23 protein-coding genes and 1 pseudogene are annotated in these 25,071 nt (G+C 59.2%); 19 read left to right on the forward strand and 5 right to left on the reverse strand.

Features of this window, described 5'->3' with window-relative positions:
* Genes ACQKP1_RS23230 through ACQKP1_RS23250 form a run of 5 tightly spaced genes read left to right on the forward strand, consistent with a single transcriptional unit; the run spans position 1 to position 5,390 of the window.
* Positions 1 to 1,593, forward strand: coding sequence for a GMC family oxidoreductase (locus ACQKP1_RS23230; protein WP_427277210.1), 1,593 nt, complete (start codon positions 1 to 3; stop codon positions 1,591 to 1,593).
* A complete protein-coding gene (locus ACQKP1_RS23235; RefSeq protein WP_427277211.1) occupies positions 1,590 to 1,919 on the forward strand; it encodes a Dabb family protein in 330 nt (109 codons plus the stop codon). The genes ACQKP1_RS23230 and ACQKP1_RS23235 overlap by 4 nt, the downstream gene beginning before the upstream one ends.
* Positions 1,916 to 3,079 carry a dihydrodipicolinate synthase family protein gene (locus ACQKP1_RS23240; protein WP_427277212.1) on the forward strand — a complete coding sequence of 388 codons (1,164 nt, stop codon included), beginning with the start codon at positions 1,916 to 1,918 and terminating at the stop codon, positions 3,077 to 3,079. Before ACQKP1_RS23235 ends, ACQKP1_RS23240 begins: the two co-directional genes overlap by 4 nt.
* 5 nt (positions 3,080 to 3,084) lie before the next feature.
* Positions 3,085 to 4,101, forward strand: coding sequence for a LacI family DNA-binding transcriptional regulator (locus ACQKP1_RS23245; protein WP_427277213.1), 1,017 nt, complete (start codon positions 3,085 to 3,087; stop codon positions 4,099 to 4,101).
* Positions 4,098 to 5,390 (forward strand): glycerate kinase type-2 family protein, encoded by a 1,293-nt coding sequence (locus tag ACQKP1_RS23250; RefSeq protein ID WP_427277214.1) that lies wholly within the window; start codon positions 4,098 to 4,100, stop codon positions 5,388 to 5,390. Before ACQKP1_RS23245 ends, ACQKP1_RS23250 begins: the two co-directional genes overlap by 4 nt.
* Before the next feature lie 237 nt (positions 5,391 to 5,627).
* Here ACQKP1_RS23250 and ACQKP1_RS23255 read toward each other — a convergent pair whose 3' ends face one another.
* Positions 5,628 to 5,888: a hypothetical protein gene (locus ACQKP1_RS23255; RefSeq protein WP_427277215.1), complete on the reverse strand. Its 261-nt coding sequence runs from the start codon at positions 5,886 to 5,888 to the stop codon at positions 5,628 to 5,630.
* 317 nt (positions 5,889 to 6,205) lie between these two features.
* Here ACQKP1_RS23255 and ACQKP1_RS23260 point away from each other — a divergent pair, with 317 nt between their 5' ends.
* The 6 genes from ACQKP1_RS23260 to ACQKP1_RS23285 all read left to right on the forward strand — a co-directional run bounded on the left by ACQKP1_RS23260 (position 6,206) and on the right by ACQKP1_RS23285 (position 10,470).
* Positions 6,206 to 6,646 carry a curlin gene (locus ACQKP1_RS23260; RefSeq protein WP_427277216.1) on the forward strand — a complete coding sequence of 147 codons (441 nt, stop codon included), beginning with the start codon at positions 6,206 to 6,208 and terminating at the stop codon, positions 6,644 to 6,646.
* A 145-nt stretch (positions 6,647 to 6,791) separates the two neighbouring features.
* Positions 6,792 to 7,109 (forward strand): curli-like amyloid fiber formation chaperone CsgH, encoded by a 318-nt coding sequence (gene csgH, locus ACQKP1_RS23265; protein WP_427277217.1) that lies wholly within the window; start codon positions 6,792 to 6,794, stop codon positions 7,107 to 7,109.
* A gap of 152 nt (positions 7,110 to 7,261) precedes the next feature.
* A complete protein-coding gene (locus tag ACQKP1_RS23270; RefSeq protein WP_427277218.1) occupies positions 7,262 to 7,675 on the forward strand; it encodes a curlin in 414 nt (137 codons plus the stop codon).
* A gap of 487 nt (positions 7,676 to 8,162) precedes the next feature.
* Entirely contained in the window at positions 8,163 to 8,870 is a 708-nt protein-coding gene (locus tag ACQKP1_RS23275) for a FadR/GntR family transcriptional regulator (protein WP_427277219.1), read from the forward strand.
* Between the two features lie 11 nt (positions 8,871 to 8,881).
* On the forward strand, positions 8,882 to 10,090 hold the full coding sequence (locus tag ACQKP1_RS23280; RefSeq protein ID WP_427277220.1) for a mandelate racemase/muconate lactonizing enzyme family protein: 1,209 nt from the start codon (positions 8,882 to 8,884) through the stop codon (positions 10,088 to 10,090).
* A 23-nt stretch (positions 10,091 to 10,113) separates the two neighbouring features.
* On the forward strand, positions 10,114 to 10,470 hold the full coding sequence (locus ACQKP1_RS23285) for a hypothetical protein (RefSeq protein ID WP_427277221.1): 357 nt from the start codon (positions 10,114 to 10,116) through the stop codon (positions 10,468 to 10,470).
* Positions 10,471 to 10,517: 47 nt separating this feature from the next.
* Here ACQKP1_RS23285 and ACQKP1_RS23290 read toward each other — a convergent pair whose 3' ends face one another.
* Both ACQKP1_RS23290 and ACQKP1_RS23295 read right to left on the reverse strand, forming a co-directional pair.
* Entirely contained in the window at positions 10,518 to 12,080 is a 1,563-nt protein-coding gene (locus ACQKP1_RS23290) for a hydantoinase/oxoprolinase N-terminal domain-containing protein (protein WP_427277222.1), read from the reverse strand.
* Positions 12,077 to 13,156, reverse strand: a complete 1,080-nt coding sequence (locus tag ACQKP1_RS23295) for a DUF917 domain-containing protein (protein ID WP_427277223.1) — start codon at positions 13,154 to 13,156, stop codon at positions 12,077 to 12,079. Before ACQKP1_RS23295 ends, ACQKP1_RS23290 begins: the two co-directional genes overlap by 4 nt.
* A 212-nt stretch (positions 13,157 to 13,368) precedes the next feature.
* Here ACQKP1_RS23295 and ACQKP1_RS23300 point away from each other — a divergent pair, with 212 nt between their 5' ends.
* The 6 genes from ACQKP1_RS23300 (at position 13,369) to ACQKP1_RS23325 (ending at position 20,441) form a co-directional block, all read left to right on the forward strand.
* Positions 13,369 to 14,259 (forward strand): AroM family protein, encoded by an 891-nt coding sequence (locus ACQKP1_RS23300; RefSeq protein ID WP_427277224.1) that lies wholly within the window; start codon positions 13,369 to 13,371, stop codon positions 14,257 to 14,259.
* Positions 14,260 to 14,471: 212 nt separating this feature from the next.
* Complete coding sequence (locus tag ACQKP1_RS23305; protein ID WP_427277225.1) at positions 14,472 to 15,125, forward strand: AroM family protein; 654 nt, start codon at positions 14,472 to 14,474, stop codon at positions 15,123 to 15,125.
* A gap of 35 nt (positions 15,126 to 15,160) precedes the next feature.
* Positions 15,161 to 16,750 (forward strand): ABC transporter substrate-binding protein, encoded by a 1,590-nt coding sequence (locus tag ACQKP1_RS23310; protein ID WP_427277226.1) that lies wholly within the window; start codon positions 15,161 to 15,163, stop codon positions 16,748 to 16,750.
* Between the two features lie 78 nt (positions 16,751 to 16,828).
* Positions 16,829 to 17,836: an ABC transporter permease gene (locus tag ACQKP1_RS23315; protein ID WP_427277227.1), complete on the forward strand. Its 1,008-nt coding sequence runs from the start codon at positions 16,829 to 16,831 to the stop codon at positions 17,834 to 17,836.
* The gene (locus tag ACQKP1_RS23320) at positions 17,836 to 18,750 is read left to right on the forward strand and encodes an ABC transporter permease (RefSeq protein ID WP_427277228.1); all 915 of its coding nucleotides are present in this window, start codon (positions 17,836 to 17,838) and stop codon (positions 18,748 to 18,750) included. Before ACQKP1_RS23315 ends, ACQKP1_RS23320 begins: the two co-directional genes overlap by 1 nt.
* Positions 18,747 to 20,441 (forward strand): ABC transporter ATP-binding protein, encoded by a 1,695-nt coding sequence (locus ACQKP1_RS23325; RefSeq protein ID WP_427277229.1) that lies wholly within the window; start codon positions 18,747 to 18,749, stop codon positions 20,439 to 20,441. The genes ACQKP1_RS23320 and ACQKP1_RS23325 overlap by 4 nt, the downstream gene beginning before the upstream one ends.
* A gap of 193 nt (positions 20,442 to 20,634) precedes the next feature.
* Here ACQKP1_RS23325 and ACQKP1_RS23330 read toward each other — a convergent pair whose 3' ends face one another.
* A complete protein-coding gene (locus ACQKP1_RS23330; protein ID WP_427277230.1) occupies positions 20,635 to 20,817 on the reverse strand; it encodes a hypothetical protein in 183 nt (60 codons plus the stop codon).
* A 343-nt stretch (positions 20,818 to 21,160) separates the two neighbouring features.
* Between ACQKP1_RS23330 and ACQKP1_RS23335 the strand changes: the two genes are divergently transcribed.
* Both ACQKP1_RS23335 and ACQKP1_RS23340 read left to right on the forward strand, forming a co-directional pair.
* Complete coding sequence (locus ACQKP1_RS23335) at positions 21,161 to 22,564, forward strand: ATP-binding protein (protein WP_427277259.1); 1,404 nt, start codon at positions 21,161 to 21,163, stop codon at positions 22,562 to 22,564.
* A gap of 528 nt (positions 22,565 to 23,092) precedes the next feature.
* Positions 23,093 to 23,368, forward strand: a complete 276-nt coding sequence (locus tag ACQKP1_RS23340) for a hypothetical protein (RefSeq protein ID WP_427277231.1) — start codon at positions 23,093 to 23,095, stop codon at positions 23,366 to 23,368.
* 461 nt (positions 23,369 to 23,829) lie between these two features.
* On the opposite strand, the pseudogene otnI reads toward ACQKP1_RS23340, so the two are convergent.
* A pseudogene (gene otnI, locus ACQKP1_RS23345) lies at positions 23,830 to 24,596 on the reverse strand (2-oxo-tetronate isomerase).
* Positions 24,597 to 25,071: the final 475 nt, after the last annotated feature.

Consider the following 25,071-nt stretch of genomic DNA (forward strand, 5'->3'; position numbering starts at 1 on the left):
ATGCGACAAGCTTTTGATTTTATCATTGTCGGTGGCGGTTCGGCGGGCTCGGTGCTCGCGGCGCGCCTGTCGGAAAATCCGGATTTCAACGTGCTCCTGCTCGAAGCGGGTGGCCGCGACTGGCACCCCTTCTATCATCTGCCGGCAGGCTTTGCGAAGATGACCAAGGGGATCGGCAGCTGGGGCTGGAGCACCGTGCCGCAGCGGCATATGAACAACATGGTGATCCGCTACACCCAGGCAAAGGTCATCGGCGGCGGGTCCAGCATCAATGCGCAGATTTACACCCGCGGCAATGCGCTCGACTACGATGACTGGCGCCAGAGGGGCTGCGAAGGCTGGTCCTATGAAGATGTTCTGCCCTATTTCCGCAAGGCCGAGGACAATGACAGCTTCGACGACCGCTATCACGGCAAGGGCGGTCCGCTCGGGGTCAGCAAGCCTGCAGCGCCCCTGCCGATCTGCGAGGCCTATTTCCAGGCGGCGGCCGAACTCGGCATACCCTTCAATGGTGACATGACCGGCGAGACGCAGGACGGAGTCGGGTATTACCAGCTCACCCAGCGCAATGTTCGCCGCTCCTCGGCCTCGATTGCCTACCTCAACCCCGCGCGCAAACGTCCAAACCTCACCATCCGCACCGATGCGCAGGTGCTGAGGCTCGTGGTCGAAAACGGCCGCGCGGTCGGCGTCGACCTTGCCGGCGAAGGCGTGGTGCGGGCCGAACGGGAGGTGCTGCTCTCATCCGGTGCGATCGGCAGCCCGCGCCTCTTGATGCTGTCAGGGATAGGGCCGGCGGATCATCTGAGCTCCGTCGGCGTGCCCGTCGTGTTCGACCAGCCGGGCGTTGGCTCCAATCTGCAGGACCATCTCGATCTCTTCGTGATCGCCGAATGCACGGGGCCACATACCTATGACCGCTATGCCAAGCCGCATCTCTCGGTGCTGGCCGGCATGCAATACCTTCTGACGAAGACCGGCCCGGTCGCCTCGAGCCTCTTTGAGACAGGTGGCTTCTGGTATGCCGATCCGGAAGCCCGTTCACCGGATATCCAGTTCCATCTCGGCCTCGGTTCCGGCATCGAGGCCGGTGTGGCCACGATGGCAAACGGCGGCGTGACGCTGAATTCCGCCTATCTGAGGCCTCGGTCGCGCGGCACCGTCCGGCTCGGCTCGGCGGACCCGCTCGCAGCGCCGTTGATTGACCCCAACTACTGGGAGGATCCCTACGACCGCGAGATGTCGATCCGGGGTCTGAAGATCGCCCGAGACATCATGCGCCAGGATGCGCTGAAGCCTTTCGTCAAGGCCGAGCGCCTGCCGGGTCCGGATGTGCAAAGCGACCAGGACTATTTCAACTATGCATGCCGTCATTCGAAGACCGACCACCATCCCGCAGGCACCTGCCGAATGGGCTCGGACCCTGAGGCCGTCGTCGACCCGCGCCTGCGCTTCAATGGCATCGACGGCCTGCGCGTCATCGACGCCTCGATCATGCCGACGGTCGTTTCCTCCAACACCAATGCACCGACGATCATGATCGCCGAAAAGGCTGCCGACATGATCAAGGCCGATCACGGGGGAATGCTATGATCCGGCATATCGTGCTCATCCGTTTCCAGCCGATGGTCTCTTCCGCAGTCCTCGATGACCTGTTCGCCAAACTGCATCAGATTGAAGGCAAGTTGCCGGGTTTGCTCTCGATCACGTCGGGTCGCAGCGAAAGCCCGGAGCGCATCGAACGCGGCTATCTCCACGGCTTCGTCGCCGATTTTGCCGATTGGGCAGCGCTTGAAGCCTACCAGGTCCATCCGGATCACAAGCGCTTCGGCGCCCGCCTGGTCGCCCATGCCGAGGGCGGTCTCGATGGCATCCTCGTCTTCGACCTGCCCGTCCAAACTCAGGGATCTCCAACATGATTGCCTTGCCCACTGCCGATGGCCGCATTGAAGACTATCGCCGTACCGGAACCCCGCTCACCCCGCGCGCCCCGATGCGAAAGCTGACCCGCACCGCCTTTGCCGCCGCCCATGTCGTCTCCGACCCGCTCAGCGAACGCAATCCCTGGGACACGCGACCCTCGGTCGACTGGGAGGGAACGCTCGCCTTCCGCACCGCGCTATGGGATCAGGGGCTGGGTCTTGCCGAAGCCATGGATACGGCCCAGCGTGGCATGGGCCTCGACTGGCCGACCGCTCTTGAGCTGATCCAGCGCACAATGGTGGCCGCCAAGGTGCATCCGATGAAGCCGCGCGTCGCCTGTGGTGCCGGCACCGACCATGTGGCGCTCGCTGACCTGACCACCGCAGACAAGATCGCAGCCGCCTACCAGACGCAAGCTGAAGCGATCGAGGCCGCCGGTGGGCAGTTAATCCTGATGGCCTCGCGCGCCTTCACCACCATGGGGGCGGGGCCAGATGTCTACCGTTCCGTCTACCGTCGGCTGATCGACGGCGCGGCCGAGCCGGTCATCCTGCATTGGCTGGGCGACATGTTCGACCCGGCGCTCAAAGGATACTGGGGCAGCGAAGACGTTGCCGTCGCAAGTGACTTCGTGCTCGACCTGATCGGTGAGAACCCCGGTAAGGTGGATGGCATCAAGATCTCGCTCCTCGATCAGGCGCATGAAGAGGCGTTTCGTGCCCGCCTGCCAAAAGGTGTGCGTCTCTACACCGGTGACGATTTCAACTATGCCGACCTGATCGCCGGCGACGGCAAGCACTACTCCCATGCGCTGCTCGGCATCTTCGCCGCGATTGCACCGGCCGCCTCGCAAGCACTCGATGCGTTGGCGGCCGGTGACCTCGACACCTATCACCGCCTGCTTGCCCCAACGGTGCCGCTCAGCCGCGAAATCTTCCGCGCGCCGACGCGCTTCTACAAGGCCGGTATCGCCTTCCTCGCCTGGCTAAACGGTCACCAGCGGCACTTCATCATGCCGGCAGGTTTCCAGTCGAGCCGTGACATCACCCACTATGCAGAGGTCTTCCGGCTGGCCGATCAGGCAAATCTGCTTGCCGATCCGGAGCTCGCCGTGAGAAGGATGCGGCTCTTGTTGCAGCTACACGGGGTAAACTGAGAGGCATGGAGCGTCGGCCGACGATCATCGACGTGGCACGTGTGGCGGGGATTTCAAAATCGACCGTCAGCCTCGTCCTGCAGAACAGTCCGCTGGTCAAGGAGGAGACCCGCCGTCTGGTCCGAGAGGCCATGGACAAGGTCGGCTATGTCTATAATCGGGCAGCCGCCAACCTGCGTTCGTCGAATGTCGGCCTGATCGGTCTTGTCATCAACGATCTTCGCAACCCCTTCTTCACGGAATTTGCGACGTCCCTGCAGATGGCACTGTCTGAGCGCGGCTATGCAACGGTTGTTGCCAATACCGACGAGGACCCGGCCGTCCAGGCGCAGGTCGTCGGAGCGATGATCGAGCACGGCGTCTCTGCCCTCGTCCTGTCCCCGGCCTACGGAGATGAAGGCGGATCCTTTGATGCCATTGCACGTGGTGGGATCCCGACCATGCAGGTGCTTCGCAAGGTCGATTCCCGTGTCGAACAGTTTCCCTTTGCAGCCCCGGACTATCGTGTTGGAAGCCGTCTGGCCGCGCAGCATCTCCTCTCCTTTGCGCCCCGCCGTATCGCCTTTGTCGGTGGGCTCGCCGACCGCGCCGTAACGCGCGAGCGCATGACTGGTTATTTCCAGGCGCTCGGCGAAGCCGGCATGGAGCCATTTGTCCTGTCGGGCAGGGCAAGCCGCAGCTTTGGTCGCGAGGCCGCCGAGGAACTGACGCGCAACCATCCGGACATCGATGCCGCGATATGCTTCAACGATCTCGTGGCGCTTGGAATGCTCTCAGGCTTTGCGAAGCTGAAGCGCAATGTCGGGCAGGATTTCCGCATGGTCGGTTTCGATGATATCGAGGAATGCAGCCAGGTTTATCCAGCGCTCTCCACCGTTCATTGTGGTATTGCCGAGTTTGGTCGCAGCATCGCCGCCACGATTCTGGCCTGGCTGGAAGAGGGAAAGCGTCCCGAGCCGGAGACGCTCACGGCAGTCGAGCTTGTGGTCCGGGACACCAGCGCAGTGGGCGGTATCCGATGATCGATCAACCCGACCTTTTTCTTCGACGCCTGTTCGATCGGGCCGTCGAAGTCGCAGATCCCATGCGGTCACTTAAAAATTTCCTTCCCGAGAGGCCGAAAGGTCGCGTGATTGTCATCGGCGCCGGCAAGGCAAGCGCGCGCATGGCTGAAGCCGTCGAAGCGGTATGGGGTCCCTGCGAGGGCATCGTGATTACCCGCTATGGCTATGCCCGGCCGTGTCGCGGCATCGAGATCGTCGAGGCCGCGCACCCGGTGCCAGACGAGGCCGGTCTTCAAGCCACCGCTCGTATGCTCTCGCTGGTCGAGACTGCAGGCGAAGGCGATTTCGTCCTGGCTCTGATTTCGGGCGGGGCTTCCGCTTTGCTGGTGAAGCCTGTAGCCGGCGTTTCGCTTGCCGAGAAGCAGGCCGTCAATCAGGCCCTTCTCTCATCCGGCGCGCCGATCGACCGGATGAACACGGTCCGCAAGCATCTGAGCCGGGTGAAGGGGGGCCAGCTGGCAGCCGCCGCCTGGCCGGCGGAGCTACTGGCACTGATCATCTCGGATGTGCCGGGTGATGATCCGGCCTTCATAGGTTCCGGGCCGACCGTCGGTGATCCTTCGACGCCAGATGACGCTCTTGCCGTTATCGCCCAGTGGAAGGTCGCAGTGCCCCAGTCTGTCCGCGATGCGCTCTCCCACGGCTCAGGCGTGGTGCAGCCCAGTGATCCCCGCTTGGCCCGCACCAAAAACATCATTTATGCCGCACCGCGCCAGTCGCTGGAGGCGGCCGCAGCGCTCGCCAGCGAATCCGGTTGCGACGTGCGCCTGCTCGGAGATGCGCTGGAAGGCGAGGCGCGAGAGGTGGCTGCCGCACAGGCAAAAGAGGCGCTGGCTCTACATGCCAGGATAAAAGCAGGCGATCCGCCGATCATTCTCCTGTCTGGCGGAGAACTGACGGTCACCCGCCGAGGCGATGGTGTAGGCGGTCCGAATGCCGAGTATTGCCTGGCGCTAGCGCTTGCGCTCGACGGTGCCAAAGGTATTCACGCACTGTCCTGCGACACCGATGGCGTGGACGGTGCCGCTGAAGTCGCGGGCGCCGTGTGCCACCCTGATGTGCTGAAAGTCGCGGCCGAACGCAAAATCGATCCTTATCTGTCACTCCGGCGTAACGACGCCCATTCCTTTTTTGCAGCCGTCGACACCCAGGTCGTCACGGGACCGACCCTGACCAATGTCAACGACTTTCGAGCCATTCTCATTCTTCCTCAGTTCGATCATACGCCTCCCGCACGAACTCGCTGAACTTCCAGCTGGTTTGAGGATCAGAAAGGTCGGTTTCCGGTTCGAATCTGTCTCATGGCGGTCGCCCCGACATCAGTCGAGGCCGCACAAGGGACAGTATGGTAGCCCGCTTCGATTGGCCGGAAGCGACAGCTGATCGAAACTGCCTCCTACGCCGGCCGACCGCAGTCCGGTTATGGCCGGTCTTGCCGAGATTTTTTCAGAATCTCACAGCACTTAACGCTGAGTGCGAGGCACTTACAGCCTATTTGCCACGGTTTGATCCTGGGGGCGAAGTACGGCGAGGAGATCCCGAAGCCCGACATGCGCGGCCATCGCTGCCTCAAGCTCGGCTCGGCTGCGCTTACCCTCACGATACATGTTCAGGATGGCTGATGCCGCGATTTCGACCTCTTCGCAGTCTGCCGGCAGTCCGTGGAGCAATCTCCAGTCTTCGAGCACCTTGCCCACAGTGTTCAGCTCATCCGGACCGAAAGTCGTTTCGAAAAACTGGCGCATGGGTTGGGTCCCTTCCTCATTCTCTTTATCATTATGACGTCGATATGGGGGTGAAATCGGCATCTTCAACCAAGTGAATCTGCCACGCGTTCACCTGGGATACGCAGCCTATCACCTGTTCGGCACCACGATCACGCGATGTCCGAGGTCTTCCGGCCACTCTTCTGTTTCCCGAGGGCCAAAACGGTTGCAGATGCACAGCGAAAAGCCGGTTGCGATGAACTTGAACTGAACACGCTCTTCAGCTGCCGTTCCGTTTGTGGTCACTACAGGTGAGATGTTCAAACGCGGTCCAGACCGCTTCAGGAGACATCGTCATGATCCGCACTTCTTCCGCTGCAATCCTTCTTTGCGCACTCATTGGCGTCAGCGGCACTGCAGCACCCGTCATGGCCAATGATGTGCGCATCGAACAATATGGCTGGTCGAATTCCGCCGGTGGCGCGCAGCAAGGCTATAAGAACCGCATCAGAACCTACCAGAATGGCAGCTACAATCGGGTCACTGGGCATCAGTCTGGACGCCACAATCTGTCTGCTGTCGGTCAGGAAGGGCGTAACAATTATGGCATGACGACGCAGCGGGGGAACCGCAACGTCTCCGGCATCGGCCAATTCGGCTCCAATCACACGACGATCCTGACCCAGGACGGCAATGGTAATATCGCCGCCGGCGTTCAGGTCGGCCGCGGCTGTGAAGCAAATGTCAGCCAGGGAGGAAGCGGCAACGTCGCGGCCTTCGTCCAGGTCTGCGACTGAGCAAGCGTGTTGTTGGCTGCCCATGCGGGATTGCGACGGCAACCACATTACGGGGAGAATACTCATGCGAAATAGCGCCCGAAATTCACGTTGCATTGTGATCGGTCTCGCACTGTGCCTGCTTCCGGTTGGAGCCTTGGCCGGCATGGCAAATGCCGGTCCCATCCCATCCTCGAGGCTTTGTGAGATCAAGGTCACGCCGCAGGCTGGACGCGTCAGTCTGGAGGCCGTCGCCAGGGCCGAGAGATCCCTGTCCGGAACCTACACGCTGCGGATCGAGCAGACCGGCGGTAGCGGAAACTCCAGCATTTCCCAGGGCGGTGCGTTCGAGGTCTCTGCGGATCAGGATACGTCGCTCGCTTCTGTGACCTTGGCTTCCAGGGGTAGTCGCTATCAGGCTGTTCTCGAAGTGGCCATCGGCGGCAGAAGTGACCGTTGTACGGAACGGGTCCGTGTTCCGTGAGAGACATCACTCAAGCAACACGTCCGTGAATGCCAGTATCGCACCGGCATTGACAGCAACTCTCCCTGCCGCGCCCCCCATGCGTAGAACCGGATGGTGGAACCTGCAGACACCGATCATCAGCCCATTCAACTGGTTATAGAGTATTTCCCATGACCGAAACCGCGTTCAAGTTCATCAGCATCAGTCTTCTCACTCTTGGCCTTGGCCAGGTCTTGATCGCCGTACCGGCGCAGGCTGGCGGCAGCGTCTCGGTGCAGCTTGGCCCTCGCACAGGGGCGGAAGCCAATCTCTTGAATGCCGGTCTTCGTGCTTATTCGCTCTATCGCGACATGAAAGGTGCCGGTATCCAGCAGCGGGGGAGTAACAATGCCGCCGGTATCATCCAGGGCGGACAACGCAATCAGGGTCTTATCCGACAACAGGGCACCGGACATTCCGCCACCTTACAGCAAAACGGCAATGGCAATGCCTACGGTGTTTTTCAATACGGACGGAACACCAGGGCAGATGCCGTGCAGCAGGGCAGCCATGGCGCGGGAGCCACTTTCACCTATGGCTGGTAGGCTGGGATCAGGCTTCAGTGGCCGGACATGAACCTTTGCTGTTCAGGGCGCTGGATATTCAAGGATCAGGCCTCGGCCGAGCGGGCCTTCGCCGGATGTCAGCGGAAGCCAGTTTAGCCGTTATTCCAGCCTGACGGTGTGGTCGCGGTCGCGAGGAGTTCGCATTCTTCAATCTTATCGCCGGGATGGCTGCGACCAAGAAGCATTCGCCTTTGGCGCAGACGCGGGGACGGCAGATGACGAAAAAAGACGATTGCAAGTAAGGCGGACGAGAATCTGCCGACTGCTCTTTGGGGTGTAAGCCCTTTTTAAGTGACGGGCGCCTCTCGCCGCTTGGACGGCGTGAAGGCATGGAAATCCGCGGGGCAAGATGCGGCGCTCGCGAAAGCGGGTACGTCGTGATGGAGATTGACAAGCGAGAGGTCAAAATCTAAGCCAAAAGGACAAAAGCTGTCGGACAGGTTTTGTTGTTTCGGAGAGTTTGTCTATGGTCAGTGTGGAAGCGGGCAGCGATGGTCGGGTCGATGGCGTCATCGGTGCACTCACCTCCTATATACGGGACAACGAGCTCGGCCCGGGAGACAGACTGCCAAGCGAACTGGCGCTGTCAAAGGAACTCCGTGTCTCGCGCACGGTCATTCGCGAGGCCTTTCGGTCTCTTGCGGCCATGAGACTGCTCGACCTGCATGTGGGAAAGCGGGCCCGGGTGGCGGAGCTTGACCATGGCGCCATGTCACTGATGATCGAACATGGTGTGGGGACCGAGCAGATCAACGTCCATCAGATCTATGATGTGAGGCGGACCATCGAGATGCGCACGGCCAGTCTTGCAGCGCTGAGACGCTCAGACGAAGAGGCGCGCATTCTCATTGATCATGCAAAAGCGATGGAGGCGCAGTTTGATTCCCCTGAGAAGGTGATGGAGCATGATCTCGCCTTTCACCTCGCCATTGCCAAGGCATCGAAGAACCCGATTTTTTCGCTGATCCTTGGCGCGTTTCAGACTGTCTCGCGACAAACCTGGCCGATCGGATGGCGCAGTCGCTCCTCGGATGAGGAACGGCATGCCATGAACGCACTTCACGTGGCGATCGCCAAAGCCATCCAGGAAAGCGACCCACAGAAGGCAAGCCAGCTGATGGCAAAACACTTCGATGAAAGCGCCAAGGCGCTCCTTGCCGCCGGCATTGCTTGAGGAAAAATTTCATGAAAATTACGAAGCTGGAAACCGTGCGCATCGCGGAGCGACAGAATCTCCTCTGGATTCTGGTCCATACGGACGAGGGTATCACGGGGCTTGGAGAAACTTTCTTCGGGGCAGAAACCGTGGAGGTCTATATCCACGAATACATCGCCCCTCGGGTGATCGGCCGCGATCCGCTTCAGATCGATCTTCTGGCCGCAGAACTGGTCGGCTATCTCGGTTTCCGCTCGTCTGGTGCAGAAGTTCGCGGCAATTCCGCCTTTGACATCGCCTTGTGGGACATCTTCGGCAAGGCAACCGGGCAGCCGATCGCGCAATTGCTTGGCGGCTTCAGCCGACGTGAAATCCGCACCTACAATACCTGCGCCGGCACCGAATACATAAAGAAGGCGACGGGGCAGACAACGGCGAATTACGATCTGTCGACATCGGCAGCGAGGGATTACGATGACCTGAACGGCTTTCTGCTTCGAGCCGATGAGCTTGCCCATTCGCTCCTGGAAGACGGCATCACGGCCATGAAGATCTGGCCCTTCGACATCGCAGCTGAAAAAAGCCGTGGCCAATACATCTCCATGCCGGACCTGAAACGCGCGCTCGAGCCCTTCGAGAAGATCCGCTCGGCCGTTGGCGACAAGATGGATATCATGGTCGAGTTCCACTCCATGTGGCAGCTCTTGCCGGCCATGCAGATTGCCAAGGCGCTGACACCCTACCAGACCTTCTGGCACGAAGACCCGATCAAGATGGATAGTCTGTCCAGCCTCACACGCTATGCCGCAGTATCTCCCGCTCCCATCTGCGCTTCCGAGACGCTCGGCTCACGCTTTGCATTCCGGGATTTGCTCGAGACGGGCTCCGCCGGCGTCGTGATGCTCGACATCAGCTGGTGCGGCGGGATTTCCGAGGCGAGGAAAATCGCCGCTATGGCCGAAGCCTGGCATTTGCCTGTGGCACCTCATGACTGCACGGGCCCGGTGGTGCTGTGTGCATCGACGCATTTGTCGCTCAACGCCCCCAATGCGCTTGTCCAGGAAAGTGTCAGGGCATTCTACAAGACCTGGTACCGCGATCTGGTCACCGCACTGCCGGAGGTCAAGAACGGGATGATTACGGTTCCGCCCGGTCCAGGGCTGGGGATGGAACTCAATCCGGATCTGCATCGGGTGTTTACCGTGTCGCGTCGAACGTCAGACGCCACGAGCGTTTAGACAAGCCCTTCTCGCATCGGGTGATGCCTGAAAACATCTGCGTTTACGTCTTCAACCTCGGGCATTGCCTCTGCGGCACGACGCTGTCTGCAACCAAATATCCTCGACGACCTGTTAACAGCGGCGGGACGCATGGCAACCAGCTGATTGCCATGCAGACATTGGCAGCATTCATCGTGGTCGAGATCTCCTCGATCAAGCCTGACCTAAAGCAATATCTTCCCTGGCTTGGTGCACGACTAGGCGGTCTGGCAGATATGTCTGCCCGCGCGAGCAGACAAGGCACAGAGACGCTCGACTATTCGTCTACGGAGATTTCGGAAACGATTGAGCAGGTTAGCGTAATGATCGACGCCATTTGGGAAACCAAACAGCCTTGATGATTTTGGCAATGGCTAACCTCTCCTCAGAACCTCCAAAGTGCAGGCTAGGAGCCTTGCGGTCTGATTCCTTTCGAGAACGCGATGTCGCCGACAACGCGCACGCGAACACGACGTGCATCGCCCGGCAGATAGGCGATCGGGATGTCTTCGGTGTCAAGCGTGACGATCGTCGCGGGGTTGGCCCCGGCCTCTTCCGCTCGCAGGCGGGCGATGCGGTTGGCTTCGGCGATGGCGCTATCGCGCGACATACCTGAAAAGACCTGATCCACTTCGCCGGAAACTTGTGCCATGGCCGCGCCTAAGGCGTTTGCCACCCCTGCGTGTTCTACGCGCAGGACCTCGCTTGCGCCCTTCAACCTTTCGGGGATCAGGAAGGAGCCCCCGCCCACGGCTATCAGCTTCACGCCTTCAGCAGAGGTCTTCATTCGGTCGACGCCGTCTTCCACCATGGCTTCGATCCGTTTCAAGAGATCTGCGATCAATTCCCTGTCGAGGTGCTTCACGCGGTCACGGTCGCCAATGTCGACGAGCCCGCCGGCCACGGCGACGTCGGTCGCAGTGAGGGTCTTGCCGCCGAAGACCATGGCTTCCTCGGTGATGCGGTAGCCTACCGATCGAGGCCCGATTTTGCGGGTCAGCGGATCGATGATCGTGCCACCACCGAGCGCCATCGGCAACAGATCTGGCATCCTGAAGAGCGTGCGCACGCCGCCCACCTCGACGATATTGTTGGCTTCACGGGGAAAGCCGCCGACGAGGCAACCGATGTCGGACGTTGTACCGCCGACATCGATGACCATGGCTTCCTTCAGGCCGGTGAGGAAAGCGGCGCCGCGCATAGAGTTGGTTGGCCCCGATGCAAAGCTGTATACCGGGTTTGCGGCAGCGATATCGGCAAGGACAACGGTTCCGTCGTTCTGGGTCAGGTAGAAGGGCGCGTCGATCCCGGCCTGACGCAGCGCCATTTTGAAGCCGTCGATCGTTCGGTGGCCAAGGCCTTGCAGCGCTGCATTGAGCAACGTCACGTTTTCCCTTTCAAGAAGGCCGATGCGGCCCAGAGTATGGGAAAGCGTGATCCGCGCCTGTGGGATGATCGAACGGACGATTTCGGCAGCCTCCAGTTCACATTCGGAGGTGAGCGGCGAGAAAAGCGCGGTGATGCCGATCGCGTCGATGCCCGCATCACGGATCTTCATGGCCGCATCGCGGATCTCACCGCGTGCCAGAGGCACAAGCTCGCGTCCATCATATTCATGTCCGCCACGGACCATGAAAGATAGCGGATTGACTTCGGCACGCAGGTCGTCCGGCCAGTCGACCATGGGCGGCAGCGAGGCACCGGCCGGCATCGCGATCCGGATCGCTGCAACGCGCTGCAGGCGCGACCGCTCCACCACTGCATTGGTGAAATGCGTTGTGCCGATCATCACCGCATCGATCGGGGCTGCGCCGGCAGGCTGGCTGGAGACCACATGGCTGATCGCATTTACCACCCCATGCATGACATCCGAGGTGGTCGGAACCTTGATGCTCGAGATGACCTGCTGGCCATCGATAAGGACGGCATCCGTATTCGTGCCGCCGACGTCAATTCCTATGCGTTTCATGCTGCAAACACCGACTTGAAATCCAGATCATATCCAAAGGCGCGGGGGCCGACATGTTCGAGCCCCTTCGGGGTCGTGAGCACGTCTGGGGCAGGCAGGGCAAGCACCGTCACGCGCTGACCGTAGCGCACAGTCTCCGTTCCAATTGCCTCTCCCGAAACAGTGTCGAGCAGGCAGATCAGATCGGGTGTCATCGCAATGGGTGCGCCATCGCGGAAGGCAACGGCCCATTCGTTCTGGAAGGCGAGTTCCACCTTTGAACCCCGGTCATCGTCGAGGCCCTCAACGAACGCCGAGCCGCGCAGGAAGCCGCCGGTCGTGGTGCGGTCAACGTCAGCTATCTTGCCCTTGAAAAGGATCTTGCCACCTTCGTGGCTGAGGACCGCGTCGATGGGATCGGTGTGGGCTAAGCGCGCGTCAAGCACGGCCCGTCCGAGGCTGACCGCCTTGGTCACGGTGTTCAGAACCCCCCATTCTTTCACTTCTTTGCCGGTGCGCGGTGCCTTGCAGGTGGCCGAAGTCGAGCCGACCTCAGTACAGATCTTGCGGGAAATGCGCTCCATCCATTTCCACGATGCAGCCTTGGCAACGATCGCCTCATTGTCGCGGCAGTCGACGAGGGTAAGGGGATACATTGGCAGGTCGCCAATGGCGAAACTGGTCATCTGGGCTTCGGGATAGGCGCGCCCCATTGCATCGGCGTCCACGACCGGGATGTCGAGCATCGCCGCGGCCAGGAAGGGTGAAAGGGCGTTGCCGCCACCGATCTCGACGCTCATGACGGCGCGGAATTTGCGGCCGGTATAGCCTTCCATCAGCTCCATGGCGCGGGCAAGGTGAGCCGGGTCGACAAGGCGTTCCTGGCCGACCAGTGGTGCGCCCATTTTTGATACGACCGCGACGGCATCGCCGTCATCCAGCGCCATTGGATCGATCAGCTTAACGCGCTTGCCGTCCTTGTAGAGCTTTTTCAGATTGAGTTGTGCGAGATACGGGCTCCCGCCACCGCCGGTCCCGAGAATCCAGGCGCCAACCGCAAGAGGATCAATTTCGCTCTCATCGAAATCACGGATCATGTCTACCTCCGAAGAATGTGCTAGAACCTAGCCACGAGCCGAGAGCCCTGCATATAGGGGACTGCCCCTATATTGAGCTTGCCTTGTTTTTGGGCGTTGCTAGAAAAGGGTAGCGGACGAGTATCGAAAGGAAAAATACCCTGACTGCGAAGACGTCATTCCCGACCGCGGCTTCGAACACCGCCAGCACAGCGGAACCACGTCACAAGGTCATGTTCCTGAGCGTTGGCCAGTCGCCGCGCGCCGATATCATTGACGAGATGCTCGAAAGCCTTGACATGCCGATCGAGGCCATGGAAGTCGGCGCTCTGGACGGTCTGTCCGCTGCGGAAATCGCCGACCTCAGAGTTCGCCCCGGGGAACTCAGCATTATCACGCGCATGGCGGATGGCAGCGACATCGTCGTCTCCAAGCCGCGAATTGCCGAGCGCATGGCGAGGATCGCCGCGGGCTTCCAGCCGAACCAGTTCGATCTGGTAGTCATCCTTTCGACCGGCCTCTTTCGTGACTTCGAAAGCACATGCCCGACCGTCAATGCCCAAAGAGCGATGGAATCGACTGTCATCTCGCTTGCAGCCCATGGGTCCCGCGTGGGCCTCATCCAACCCCTGGCACAGCAGGTTGAGGAACTCAATATTCCCGCGCTTTCATCCTATCACATCTCAGCGAGCCATGCCGCTGACGGAGACAAGGGCTTGATCGCCAACGCATTGATCGACCTTTCCGATTGCGAGATCATCGTGCTGAACTCGGTGGCATTCACTGAACTCGACCGACAGATGGTGGCCAAGGCCAGCGGCAAGCCGGTCATCCTCGCGCGCCGCATCATTGCCAGCGCCATACGGCTGCTGCTGCTGGGCACGCACCCGGTCACAGCGCCCGGCGTCGCGCCGGAATTTTCCGAAAAACTCCAGCGCCTGACCCCGCGCGAACGCCAGGTTCTGTCGCTGGTGGCAGAGGGACTTTCCAACAAGGCGATCGCACGCCAGCTCGGCATCAGCCCGAAGACCGTGGAGATTCATCGCTCCAACGTCATGAGCAAAATGGAGGTGAGTTCTTCCAACACGCTCATCCGCATGGTCGTGGCGGCGGGACATCCCTGATATCGGACGTTCTTGGTGCGGTTTTCGGCAAGAAATTCTGCTTTCGGCGAATTCTGCTCAATTTTCAGGCGAAATTTTTGTGACTGTTTCCGGGCCTTCTAGGGGCATTACCCTATAGAGGATGCGCGGTCGTGAACGGTAGGCTCCCTGTTAATGAATTCGCTAACAGGGAACGACAGACAGTCATGACATCGCCTTTCAGGATCGCTTTCGTGACCATTGGACAGACGCCGCGCATCGATCTCGTCCCAGAGATGATGGCCGACATCTTGTTTGGCATGCCAGACGGGCAGATCGACTATCAGGAATTCGGCGTTCTTGATGGGATGAGTCCTTTAGAACTTGAGGGAATGATTGCCATGGACGGCGAACATTCCTTCGCCACTCGCCTCGCCAGCGGCGACGAAATCGTTTCTTCTAAGTCGCGCACTGAAGAAAAGCTCAATGTCCTTTTAAAATCGATCGACGGACAGGGCTTCAATCTCATCGTGCTGTTGTGCACCGGGACGCAGATCGACCCGCTGGAGAAGACACTTGTCATCGAAGCGCAGCGCATTGTCGATTCCACCGTCGAGGCGCTTGCCGCCTCCGCTAGTCGCCTCGGCGTAATCCTGCCACTCGAGCGCCAGGTCAGAGATTTCCATGAACGCCATGCCATTTCCGGCAGCCCGAGCCTGGTCGCAGCCTCGCCCTATTCGGGGCAGGACATGGCTGCAAGCGCGGCAAAACTGAAGGACTGCGACCTGATCGTGATGCACTGCATGGGCTATTCGGCCGAAATGCTAAGCACCGTGCGTGCCAATGTCACGGCTCCTGTTCTGCTCTCGCGTCGGCTGGTGGCCGGCGTCGTCCGTCAGATGATCTAATCACAACGCTGCTTCATAAAAAGAGAGGGAACTTCATGTTCGGTAGCATTTTCAGAAATATCATGGTTGCAGGGCTCGTCGCCTCGTCGGCGCTGGTTGCCCCCGCTTATGCGTTCGAGCGCACGGATGAAGGCAACGTCATCGTCTTTGGCGGTCGTCAGGCAATTCCGGTTCTTGACCCGCATATTCGTTACGACTGGTCGACGCGTATGATCCAGCAGGCAGTCTACGACGCGCTTGTGAAATACGAAGGCGATCCGGCCGAGGTGAAGCCGTGGCTCGCAGAAAGCTGGGAAACCAGCGAGGACGGCAAGACGTGGACATTCCATCTGGTGAAAGACGCGAAGTTTCACAATGGTGACCCGGTAACCGCCGAAGCTGTGCGCTACTCCTTCGAGCGCGGTCTCAAGCTCAACAAGGGCGTTGCCTGGATGCTCAAGGATTTCCTGGCTCCAGAAGGCATCACGGCCGTCGATGACTATACCGTCAAGTTCGACCTGAGGGCGCCCTATGCGCCATTCCTCTCCTTCCTGCCGTGGTGGTTCGTCGTCAATCCGGAGCAGGTCAAGGCCAACGAGATCGATGGCGACTACGGTCAGAAATGGCTCACCGACAACGCAGCCGGTTCAGGTCCGTTCAAGCTGGGCCGCTGGGAGCCGAACGTTCTCTATGAAGTTACCTCGGTCGAAGATTACTGGAAGGGCTGGCCGCAGGGCGAGAACCGTCCCGCCGGCGTGATCTATCGCATGATCCGTGAGCCAGCGGCCCAGAAAGCGGCACTGCAGCGCGGCGAGGCGGATATCGTCGAGGGTCTTACCTCGGACGACTACGTGCAGATTGCCAAGGTCCCCAACATCGTCATTGAAGATCACAAGGGCATGACGACCTTCGGCATCAAGTTTAACACCCAAAAGGGTCCGACCGCCGACATCAATCTGCGCAAGGCGATAGCCTATGCCATGGATTACGATGCACTGATCGGCATTTACAATGGGGCGGCCTCGCTCGAGACCAGTCCGCTGCCAGATGCCATGGAAGGGCACATCGAAGTTGAAGGCATGCCCCGCCAGGATTTGGCCAAGGCCAAGGAATTCCTTGCCAAGTCAGCCTATGCCGAAGGCGGCATCACGCTCGACTATGTCCACGTCGCTGGTCTTGAAGAAGCCCGTCGCATCGGCCTCGTCTTGCTGGATAACCTCAAGGCGCTGAACATCAACGTCAATATCAAGCCGGAGCAATGGCCGAACATGGTTGCCGCCGGCGCTGATGTCGAGACAGCTCCGAACATGACGTCGATCTATGCGACGCCGATTTCGACCGATCCGGATGCCGTCGCTTATCAGTATCACAAGAACAGCTGGGGCCAGTATTACGGCATTGCCCATTACGACAATGCCGAGGTATCGAAGATGATCGACGAGGCCCGCGCCGCAACCGATTGGGATACCCGCGCCGACCTCTATGCCAAGATCCAGAAGCAGATTGTTGCAGACCAGCCCGAGGTCTTCGGCATGCTGCAGAACCGCCGCTGGGCACGTCAGGACTATCTGCAGGGCTTCACCTTCAGCCCCGTCCGCTTTACCGGCGAGGTCGACCTCTATCCACTGTGGATCAAGGAAGACTGATCTTTTCACAGGCGCCACTATGAACAACGAGGATGGAGGCGGCATGCCTGTCTCCATCCTTAAAGCTCCGGAACCAAGATGCTGTTCTTTACCCTGCGAAAGCTCCTGACAGTGGCTGGGACGATGCTTGGCATCGCAGTCCTGACCTTCGTCATTACCAATATCGCACCGGGCGATCCAGCCCGCCTTGTTGCCGGCCCCAACGCGACCGAAGACATGGTCGATACGATCCGCAGCGAATATGGCCTGGATCGGCCGCTTGTCGAGCAGTTCGGCATCTACATGAAGGATCTGGTCACCGGCGATCTTGGCACCTCGATCGTCTCGACCCGCCCCGTACTCGACGAGCTGATGCGTTATGCCCCGGCAACGATCGAGCTGGTTCTCGTCGCCATGGTGCTCGGCATCATCGTCGGCGTGCCGCTCGGCATGCTCTCTGCTGTCTACAAAGACGGGCCGATCGACCATGTCACCCGCATCCTTTCGATCTCAGGCGTTGCGCTTCCCGCATTCTGGTTCGGCATCCTGATGCAGCTCTATTTCTCGGTCGATCTCGGCTGGTTGCCGGTATCTGGGCGCCTGCCGCTGATCACCCGGCCGCCAGAGATGATAACTGGCTCGCTGTTGGTCGATTCGCTACTTGCGGGCAATTTCAAGACCTTCAACACGGCACTTTCGCATATCATCCTGCCGGCCTTCGTGCTGAGCTTCCCGTGCCTTGCATCAATCCTGCGCGTCAACCGCGCCGAAATGATCGAAGTCCTGCAGTCTGACTACATTGTCGCCGCACGCGCGCATGGGATCTCCTCGCGCCGCATCGTTGCGATCTATGCGCTGAAGAACGCGCTGCTGCCGACCCTCGCCATGATCGGTCTGCGCTTCGGCTGGATGCTGGGATCGACCGTGCTCGTCGAGACGGTCTTCGACTGGCCGGGCATCGGCCTCTACGCGGTATCCTCCGCGCTCGCATCCGACTTCAAGCCCGTCATCGGGGTCACGCTCCTGATCGGCTTCCTTTTCATCATTGCCAATACCCTGGTCGATCTCGCCTATGCCTGGATCGATCCGCGTCTGCGGAGAGCTTGATGTCCCATACCGAACAGGCGGCCACCACGCCGCCGACTTTTGCCGAGCGCCATGCCAGCCAGGTCCGCCAGGTCAGGCTTTATGCGCACATGTTCCGCGGAAGCTTCTCCTCCATGCTCGGGCTCGCACTGGTGGTGATCTTCCTGGTCCTGGCCGCGATCGGTCCCTGGATCGTGCCTTATCCTGAAGACACCCAGGGTGCTGTGCACATGGGGTCACGCCTGCTGCCGCCAAGTGCCGAGCACTGGTTCGGTACCGACGAAATGGGCGCGGACATCTTTTCCCGCGTCATCGTCGGTGCGCGCACCTCTCTTTGGATCGGGATCGTCATCACGGGGCTCGGTGCGCTGATCGGCGTCCCGCTTGGCATGATCGCCGGCTACAAAGGCGGATGGGTCCGTGCCTCGATCATGCGTTTCACTGAACTTTTTCTCGCCGTCCCGGGCCTTGCGCTGGCTCTGGCGATTGTTGCCTCGCTTGGTCCGGGCCTTACCAACTGCATGGTCGCTCTGGCGATCGTGTGGTGGCCTGGCTATGTCCGCCTCGTCGAAGCAAAGACGCTTGCCGTAAGGGAAGAACTTTTCGTCGAATCCGCTCGTTCAATCGGCGCAGGGACGCCCTGGATCCTCTGGCACCATATCTTGCCGAACTGCATGTCACCAATCATCGTCAAGATGAGCATGGACATGGGCATGGCGATCCTGGCAGCAGCAGGCCTCGGCTTCATCGGTCTGGGCGCGCCGCCGCCGGCGCCCGAATGGGGTGCCATGGTCTCGGTGGCACGTTCTTACATGCCCGACTGGTGGTGGTACTCCTTCTTTCCTGGTGCCGCCATCTTCCTCACGGTTCTCGGCTTCAACCTGCTGGGCGACGGCCTGCGTGACATCCTCGATCCCCGGAGCCGGACCCGATGAACGATACCCTCCTTGACATCAGCGGTTATAGCCTTGACATCGCGACCTTCGATGGCCCGATCCATGTGCTGAACGACATCAATATCAAGGTCCGACGCGGCGATACACTCGGCATCGTTGGTGAAAGCGGCTCGGGTAAGACCGTGCTCGTCCGCTCCGTCATGGGCATCGGTCCGAAAAATTCCGCAGTGAAGGCAGGCGCCATCAGCTTCGACGGCCAGGATATCACCCGGCTCGACGACAGGGGCTGGGCAAAGATCCGAGGCATCCGGATCTCGATGATCTTCCAGGACCCAATGACCTATCTGAACCCGCTCTTTTCCGTCGGGCGCCAGATCTCGGACGTCATTGCAGCGCATGAGCGGGCGGCTGGCGAGAGTGTTTCGCCAAAGGCAGCCCGCCGCGTCTGCGTCGAGGAATTGCTTGACCAGGTGGGCCTGCCCAATCCGTCCGCCCTTTTCAACCAATATCCGCATCAACTTTCGGGCGGCATGCGCCAGCGCGTGTTGATCGCCATGGCGCTCGCCGGGAAGCCCGATCTTCTGATCGCTGACGAGCCGACGACCGCGCTCGACGTCACCGTACAGGCCCAGGTCCTCGATCTCATCAAGTCGCTGGTGCAGAAACTCAACCTCACCGTCATTATGATCAGTCATGATATTGGCGCGATCGCAACCATCGCTTCGAAATGCGCGGTTATGTACAAAGGTGCAATCGTCGAGCAGGGCGAAACAGTAGAAGTCCTTAGCAATCCGCAGCATGACTATACACGCCAGCTGCTGGCATCAGTGCCCGATATCGAGGCCAGACCCGAGCGTGTGGTGGCCGCAGAAGGGGCAGAACCGGTCCCGGCAGCGATGCCGAAGGTTGTTCTCGAAGCCATCGATCTACAGAAAGTCTACAAGACCCAGCGTGGCGACGAATTCACCGCCGTCAATGGTGTCAGCCTTGCCGTGAATGCCGGAGAGATTTTCGGCGTTGTCGGTGAAAGTGGCTCCGGCAAGTCTACGCTTGCGCGCATGCTGCTTCGGTTGATCGAACCGACGGCCGGAAACATTATCTTCGAGGGGCAAGACATTTCCAAGCTTGCGGGCGAACCGCTGCGTCAGATCCGGCGCAACATGCAGTTCGTCTTCCAGAACCCGCATTCAGCGCTCAATGGCCGGCACACGATCGGGGACGCCGTGGGCGAGCCCTTGCGCATCCAGACGAACATGAGCCGGCGTGAAATTGACATCCGCACAGAGGCTTTGCTCGACATCGTTCAACTCCCGCGGAATTTCAGGTATCGCTACCCTCACGAGCTTTCCGGCGGTCAGAAACAGCGGGTTTGCATTGCCCGTGCCATTGCCCTCAATCCGCGCTTGCTCATCCTCGATGAGCCGACATCGGCACTTGATATCTCCGTCCAGGCACAGGTGTTGGACTTCCTGCAGGAGGTTCGCAAGGAACTCAACCTTACCTACATTTTCATTTCGCACGATCTCGCGGTCATTCGCCAGCTATGCGACAGGACAATGGTGATGAAGCGCGGCAAAATCGTCGAGCAGGGCGATACCGAACAAGTCTTTCTTCACGCGCAGGAAGATTACACTAAGGCATTGATCGAAAGTGGTCGCACCACGTCGCATGCAGCTAAGATGCGCAGTACATCGCAGGGGCATTTCGCCTCTCGAGAACAGTCGTTTTAAATGTGAAGGTAGCCCAAACAACATAGACCATCCACTGGATCAGTAGCCAGTTTGCTCAGGTGTCGTCTCTTGGCGCAATTGGCTCGTTATTCTCACCGGGGGTCAAAGGGGATGGCCGATGAATTGTACTGCGCTGTTCAGATGTTGCCTTGGTGTGAACGATCGCGAGCAAGATGTGAAAGCTGTGATCGGTTCAATGAGGCTTTACTTCCTTCATGGACGAATTCTGACGGGCAAGAACATAGACTGACTGGCGTGTGCCCATCGCCCCGAAGGTCTTCCGTCTTTCCGCTTCTGCCTTTTCCCGCCATGCGCGCATCTTTGCCACTTCGGCAAGGGCCCTGGCCACGACGTCATTCTTGGCTGCATCGCTCATGATCACCTCATGTGTTCACTCTATGTTCGGGAATTCCCATATGGGTGTCAACTGGCTTTTCTGCAACGGTCAGGAGATGGAGCAGAGTGTCGAAGGCCGGATGAGGGACGGTGACGCGGAGAAGGCGCCTGCCAAGTTGCACGAGCTGGTCCGGGGAGCGGTTTCCGTGACTTGTTGATGCCAGAGGTGGATGAGCGCCGAGCTTGACAAAGAGAGAGTCAATAAGGTAATCGTAATTACCGTAATCATAAATACGGTAATTACGATTACTGTAATCCTCATTACCGTAATCGTGATTACCGCAATTGGGATTGTTATCTTCCACCTACCAAAAGGCAAGCAGATGCAGTTTCGCGGGCGCGAACGTGAGCTCAACCTAGTGCGGACCGAATTGGATTCGCAACGACCTTCCCTTATCATCGTCTATGGCAGGCGGCGGATCGGCAAATCGCGGTTTCTCCGAGAGGCGGCCAAAAACCGCCCGGAAATCTACTTTCAAGCGACGCGCGTCTCATCACTCTTGAATCTGGAGCAGTTTAAATCCGATGTCGGCAAGGCAATCGGATCCAATCCTCAGCTCGAGGCTCTGTCGAGCTGGGAGGGGGTGCTGCACTATGTTGCTGAGCGAGCTGGTGAACATCCAGGTTTGATCGTCACGATCGACGAATTTCCCTATCTGCTTGATGACGAGCCGGCACTGCCATCAATTCTGCAAAAATTCTGGGATACCGGCGCTCTTGCCGTGGGGGCTATGAAACTGATCCTTTGCGGCTCTGCCATTTCTCAAATGGAAGACCTGTTGGCGGAACGGAACCCACTTTATGGACGCAAAACCTTGTCGCTCGACATGAAGGCTTTGCCCCTGGTCGATGTCGCCAAGTTTTTCCCAAAATACACGGCCGACGACATTATCATGACCTACGCGATCTTCGGCGGCATCCCCTACTATCTTCAGCTTTGCGACGCTGAGGAATCGCTTCGCACCAATGTTATCAAACTGTTGCTCACAGAGACAGGCACGCTGATCGACGAACCGAACACGTTGCTTCAGACCGAACTCAGAGAGCCATCCTTTTACTCAAGCGTCGTTGCGGCCATATCTGACGGTTCCAACATCAAGTCCGAGATCGCAAACCGACTGGGTGTCAAAGCAGACACCATCGGACCGTATCTGGCAAAACTGCTCGCCCTCGATTTGGTTGGCAATTCGAAATCACTGGATGCCGATGAAAGGGGTCGAAACCGCCGCTACCGCGTTGCAGACAGCCTGATGTCGTTCTGGCATCGTTTCGTGCGACCGAACCTGAGCGCGATCAGCAGCGGGTTTGGCGATGAGGTTTACGACCGCATCGTGGAGCCTCGGTTCTCCGAATACATGGGGACTGCGTTCGAACCGATCGCTCTTCAATTTGCAAGGCTTCATTTGCAGGAAGTCCTTGCTGTCCCAACGCAGGAGGTCGGCCAGATTTGGGGTCATGCCGATTTCGATATCGATCTCGCGGGGCGATTGTTGGATGGCGCGTATTTCTACGGAGAGTGCAAATGGCGATCGCGTGTGATCGACCTTGGCCACGTTCGGTTGTTGCGTGAGCGATCGGAGAAAACGACTTACGGGGCAGGAACGACGGGTAAGCACTTCCTGTTTTTCAGCAGAAGTGGTTTCTCAAGCGATGTCGAGCGTTTGGCGAAAGAGGATCAGCATCTGCATCTAATAACGCCAGAAACGCTGGTAAACCCGCGTCGGTAGAGGTAATGACCTCGGTGTATCACCTGTGCCTGTGCGCCGCCTGACGCCGTTTCTGTAGTCGTTGATGCCTGAGCTGGTTCGGCTCGGCATTGCGCCCTCATGCCGATCATTTCCTTCCATGCCCAACTGAGGCATGGGAACAGTGCTGTTCCAACGCAGATCGCGACCGTGTGATCCGCGGTGAGGCCGCCCACGTGTCATTCGATGTCTTGGTGTGGTCCTTACCTGCCGAGGATGCCTGACGGCGACGAGGCTTTCCATTTCGTCGGGAGGACTATGCCAGCTTGCGACGCCGAGCTGTCGTCCGGACCGAGATCTGTTTGGTGCAGTCTCGATCTCTCGATAGTGAGTTTCATCCGGGTCGCTTTCGCAGGCCTCTTCATTGGGGCGATCTCGACCGCACGTCCATGGAACAAGCCCGAAGCTTGCGCGTAGCTGAGGGAAATCACGAATTTGGGTCACTGTCTGGGACCATTTGGCCTGTGAGCCGTTAGAGCCCAAAGTTCGTATTCATGAGGAGTGGCGATCATGTCTGAGCGTTTGAATGTGAAGGAAATGGTTATGCAGATGCACGAAAAGAACCTCGTGCTCATGAACATTCTTCGCGATATTGCCGAGAACGAGGCGTCGTGCCACTTCACCTCTGGCGCGACGGAAGAAGAGATTGTCCGCTGCCTCACAGACAAGGCAATTCGCCGGAAAGAAATACTCGCCGAAATTCGCCATCTCCTGCGTCAAAAGGATGAGGCGCGCCAGAACCAACAGACGGCTCCGACAAGCTTAAGGTCTTGCGATAGACCTTGATGCCGCCACCAAAAAAGCTGGGCACAGCCGCTTACGGGCTGAAGATGGCGCGAGAGCAAGCTGCTCGACGCACTCGGCAGCGGCAAGCTTATAGTTTTCCAGGAGGTCAGCTGGTCTGGTTTTCAGTCTGGTTGACGTGATGCAGGCCTTTGGGTCGGCATGGCCGCACTTCGTTCCTGTATCACCCGACAGCCCCTTCCGCCGTTGGCCCTGCGTGTCTCTTTGCCAATGACGCCGCAAAACTGGTGGGATCGTTGATGCAGTCGTGTGTGCCAGTGCTGGCTGTTACGGGCAAATGCCGGCTCCGCCTTGAACAGCCTATACCTCGGCTTGATGCCAAGACCATGAACGCAGTCAGACCGACATCTGCCGTTCAGGTGGCGGTTGTCGATGATGCCCATTCGCTTTGAATCGGTTCGTGGCCCGGTGTGATCTGGCATCTGCCAGGAGTGCTTCACATTCTAGACCCGCTCCATCCAGCTCAATCCGTCCCGAGTGCCATGCGCTGGGCGATACTCACAACCGACATAGCCTTTGTAACCGATCGCATCGATCTCGGCGAAGATCCTGCGATCATCGCGTTCGCCGGTCAGGGGCTCGTGTCGGTCAGGTACAGAAGCGATCTGGATGTGGCCGATCAAGGGGGCTGCGGCTCTCAACCCCCTTGATCACGTCGCCGTGCAGGATCTGCCGGTGATAGACATCGAATTGCAGTTTGAGATGTGGAGTATCCATTGCGGTAATGAAGTCGAGCGCCTGGTTGAAGTCGCTCAGGAAATAGCCCGGCATGTCACGAGGATTGATCGGCTCGATCACGAGACCGATCTCGGCCTCACCTGTCCGGTCGATGGCGCGTTTGAGATTATCGCGATAGGTCGCGATCGCGTTCGCATCTGCTGCACAGGCCAGGCCCGCCATCATGTGCAAGCGTGGTGTGCCGATAGTCTTGGCGTATGAAATTGCTGTGTCCAGGCTTTCTCAAAGTCTGCCTCGCGACCCGGCAATCCTGCCAAGCCTCTCTCGCCCGCGTTCCAATCGCCAGGCGACATGTTCAAAAGCGCCTGGGCAAGCCGGCAGTCTGCAAAGCTTCTGCAACAGCCTCGGCTGGGTGATCGTAGGGAAAGAGATATTCAACCGCCGCAAAGCCGCAATCGGCAGCCGCCGCAAAGCGATCGAGGAAAGGCAACTCGGTGAACAACATTGACAGATTGGCCGCAAACTTGGGCACATAAGTTTTCCTCGCTCATGCCGTGTCCTGTTCCTCTGGTTCGTTCCAGCGGCATCGCGCTGCACCATACAGCTTGGCCACGTGGTCGGGGCGATGGTCTGCCATGAAGGTTGTGCCAGCAAGGGTCTCTCAATTGTGGTCGCAAAGACTGGCATCGCTTACGCAACGGACCGACCAGCCTTGGCGGGGCGCATGGGGCTGGTCGGATTTCTGGTTGTTGCAGGAGCAGGTTTCACCTAAGTTGACGTCCATGAAGGTCTCGACGTCGATGCGTTTGGACGGGCGGAATCTGACCCCATAGCACGCCATGTTCGATGCCGAGGCAGCGCGTTCAAGTGGAAGGCGTTTATCGTGTTGTGGATTTGGTCGCGGAGAGTGTCGCGGATCTTGTCATGGGGCAGGGGCACACTGGCTGATTTCGGGAATGCGCGTCAGTGGTGAAGAACAAAGAGGCGGCGACAGTCCATTGGTCAAC

The organism is Allorhizobium sp. NPDC080224, from assembly GCF_050281005.1.
GTDB lineage: Bacteria > Pseudomonadota > Alphaproteobacteria > Rhizobiales > Rhizobiaceae > Allorhizobium.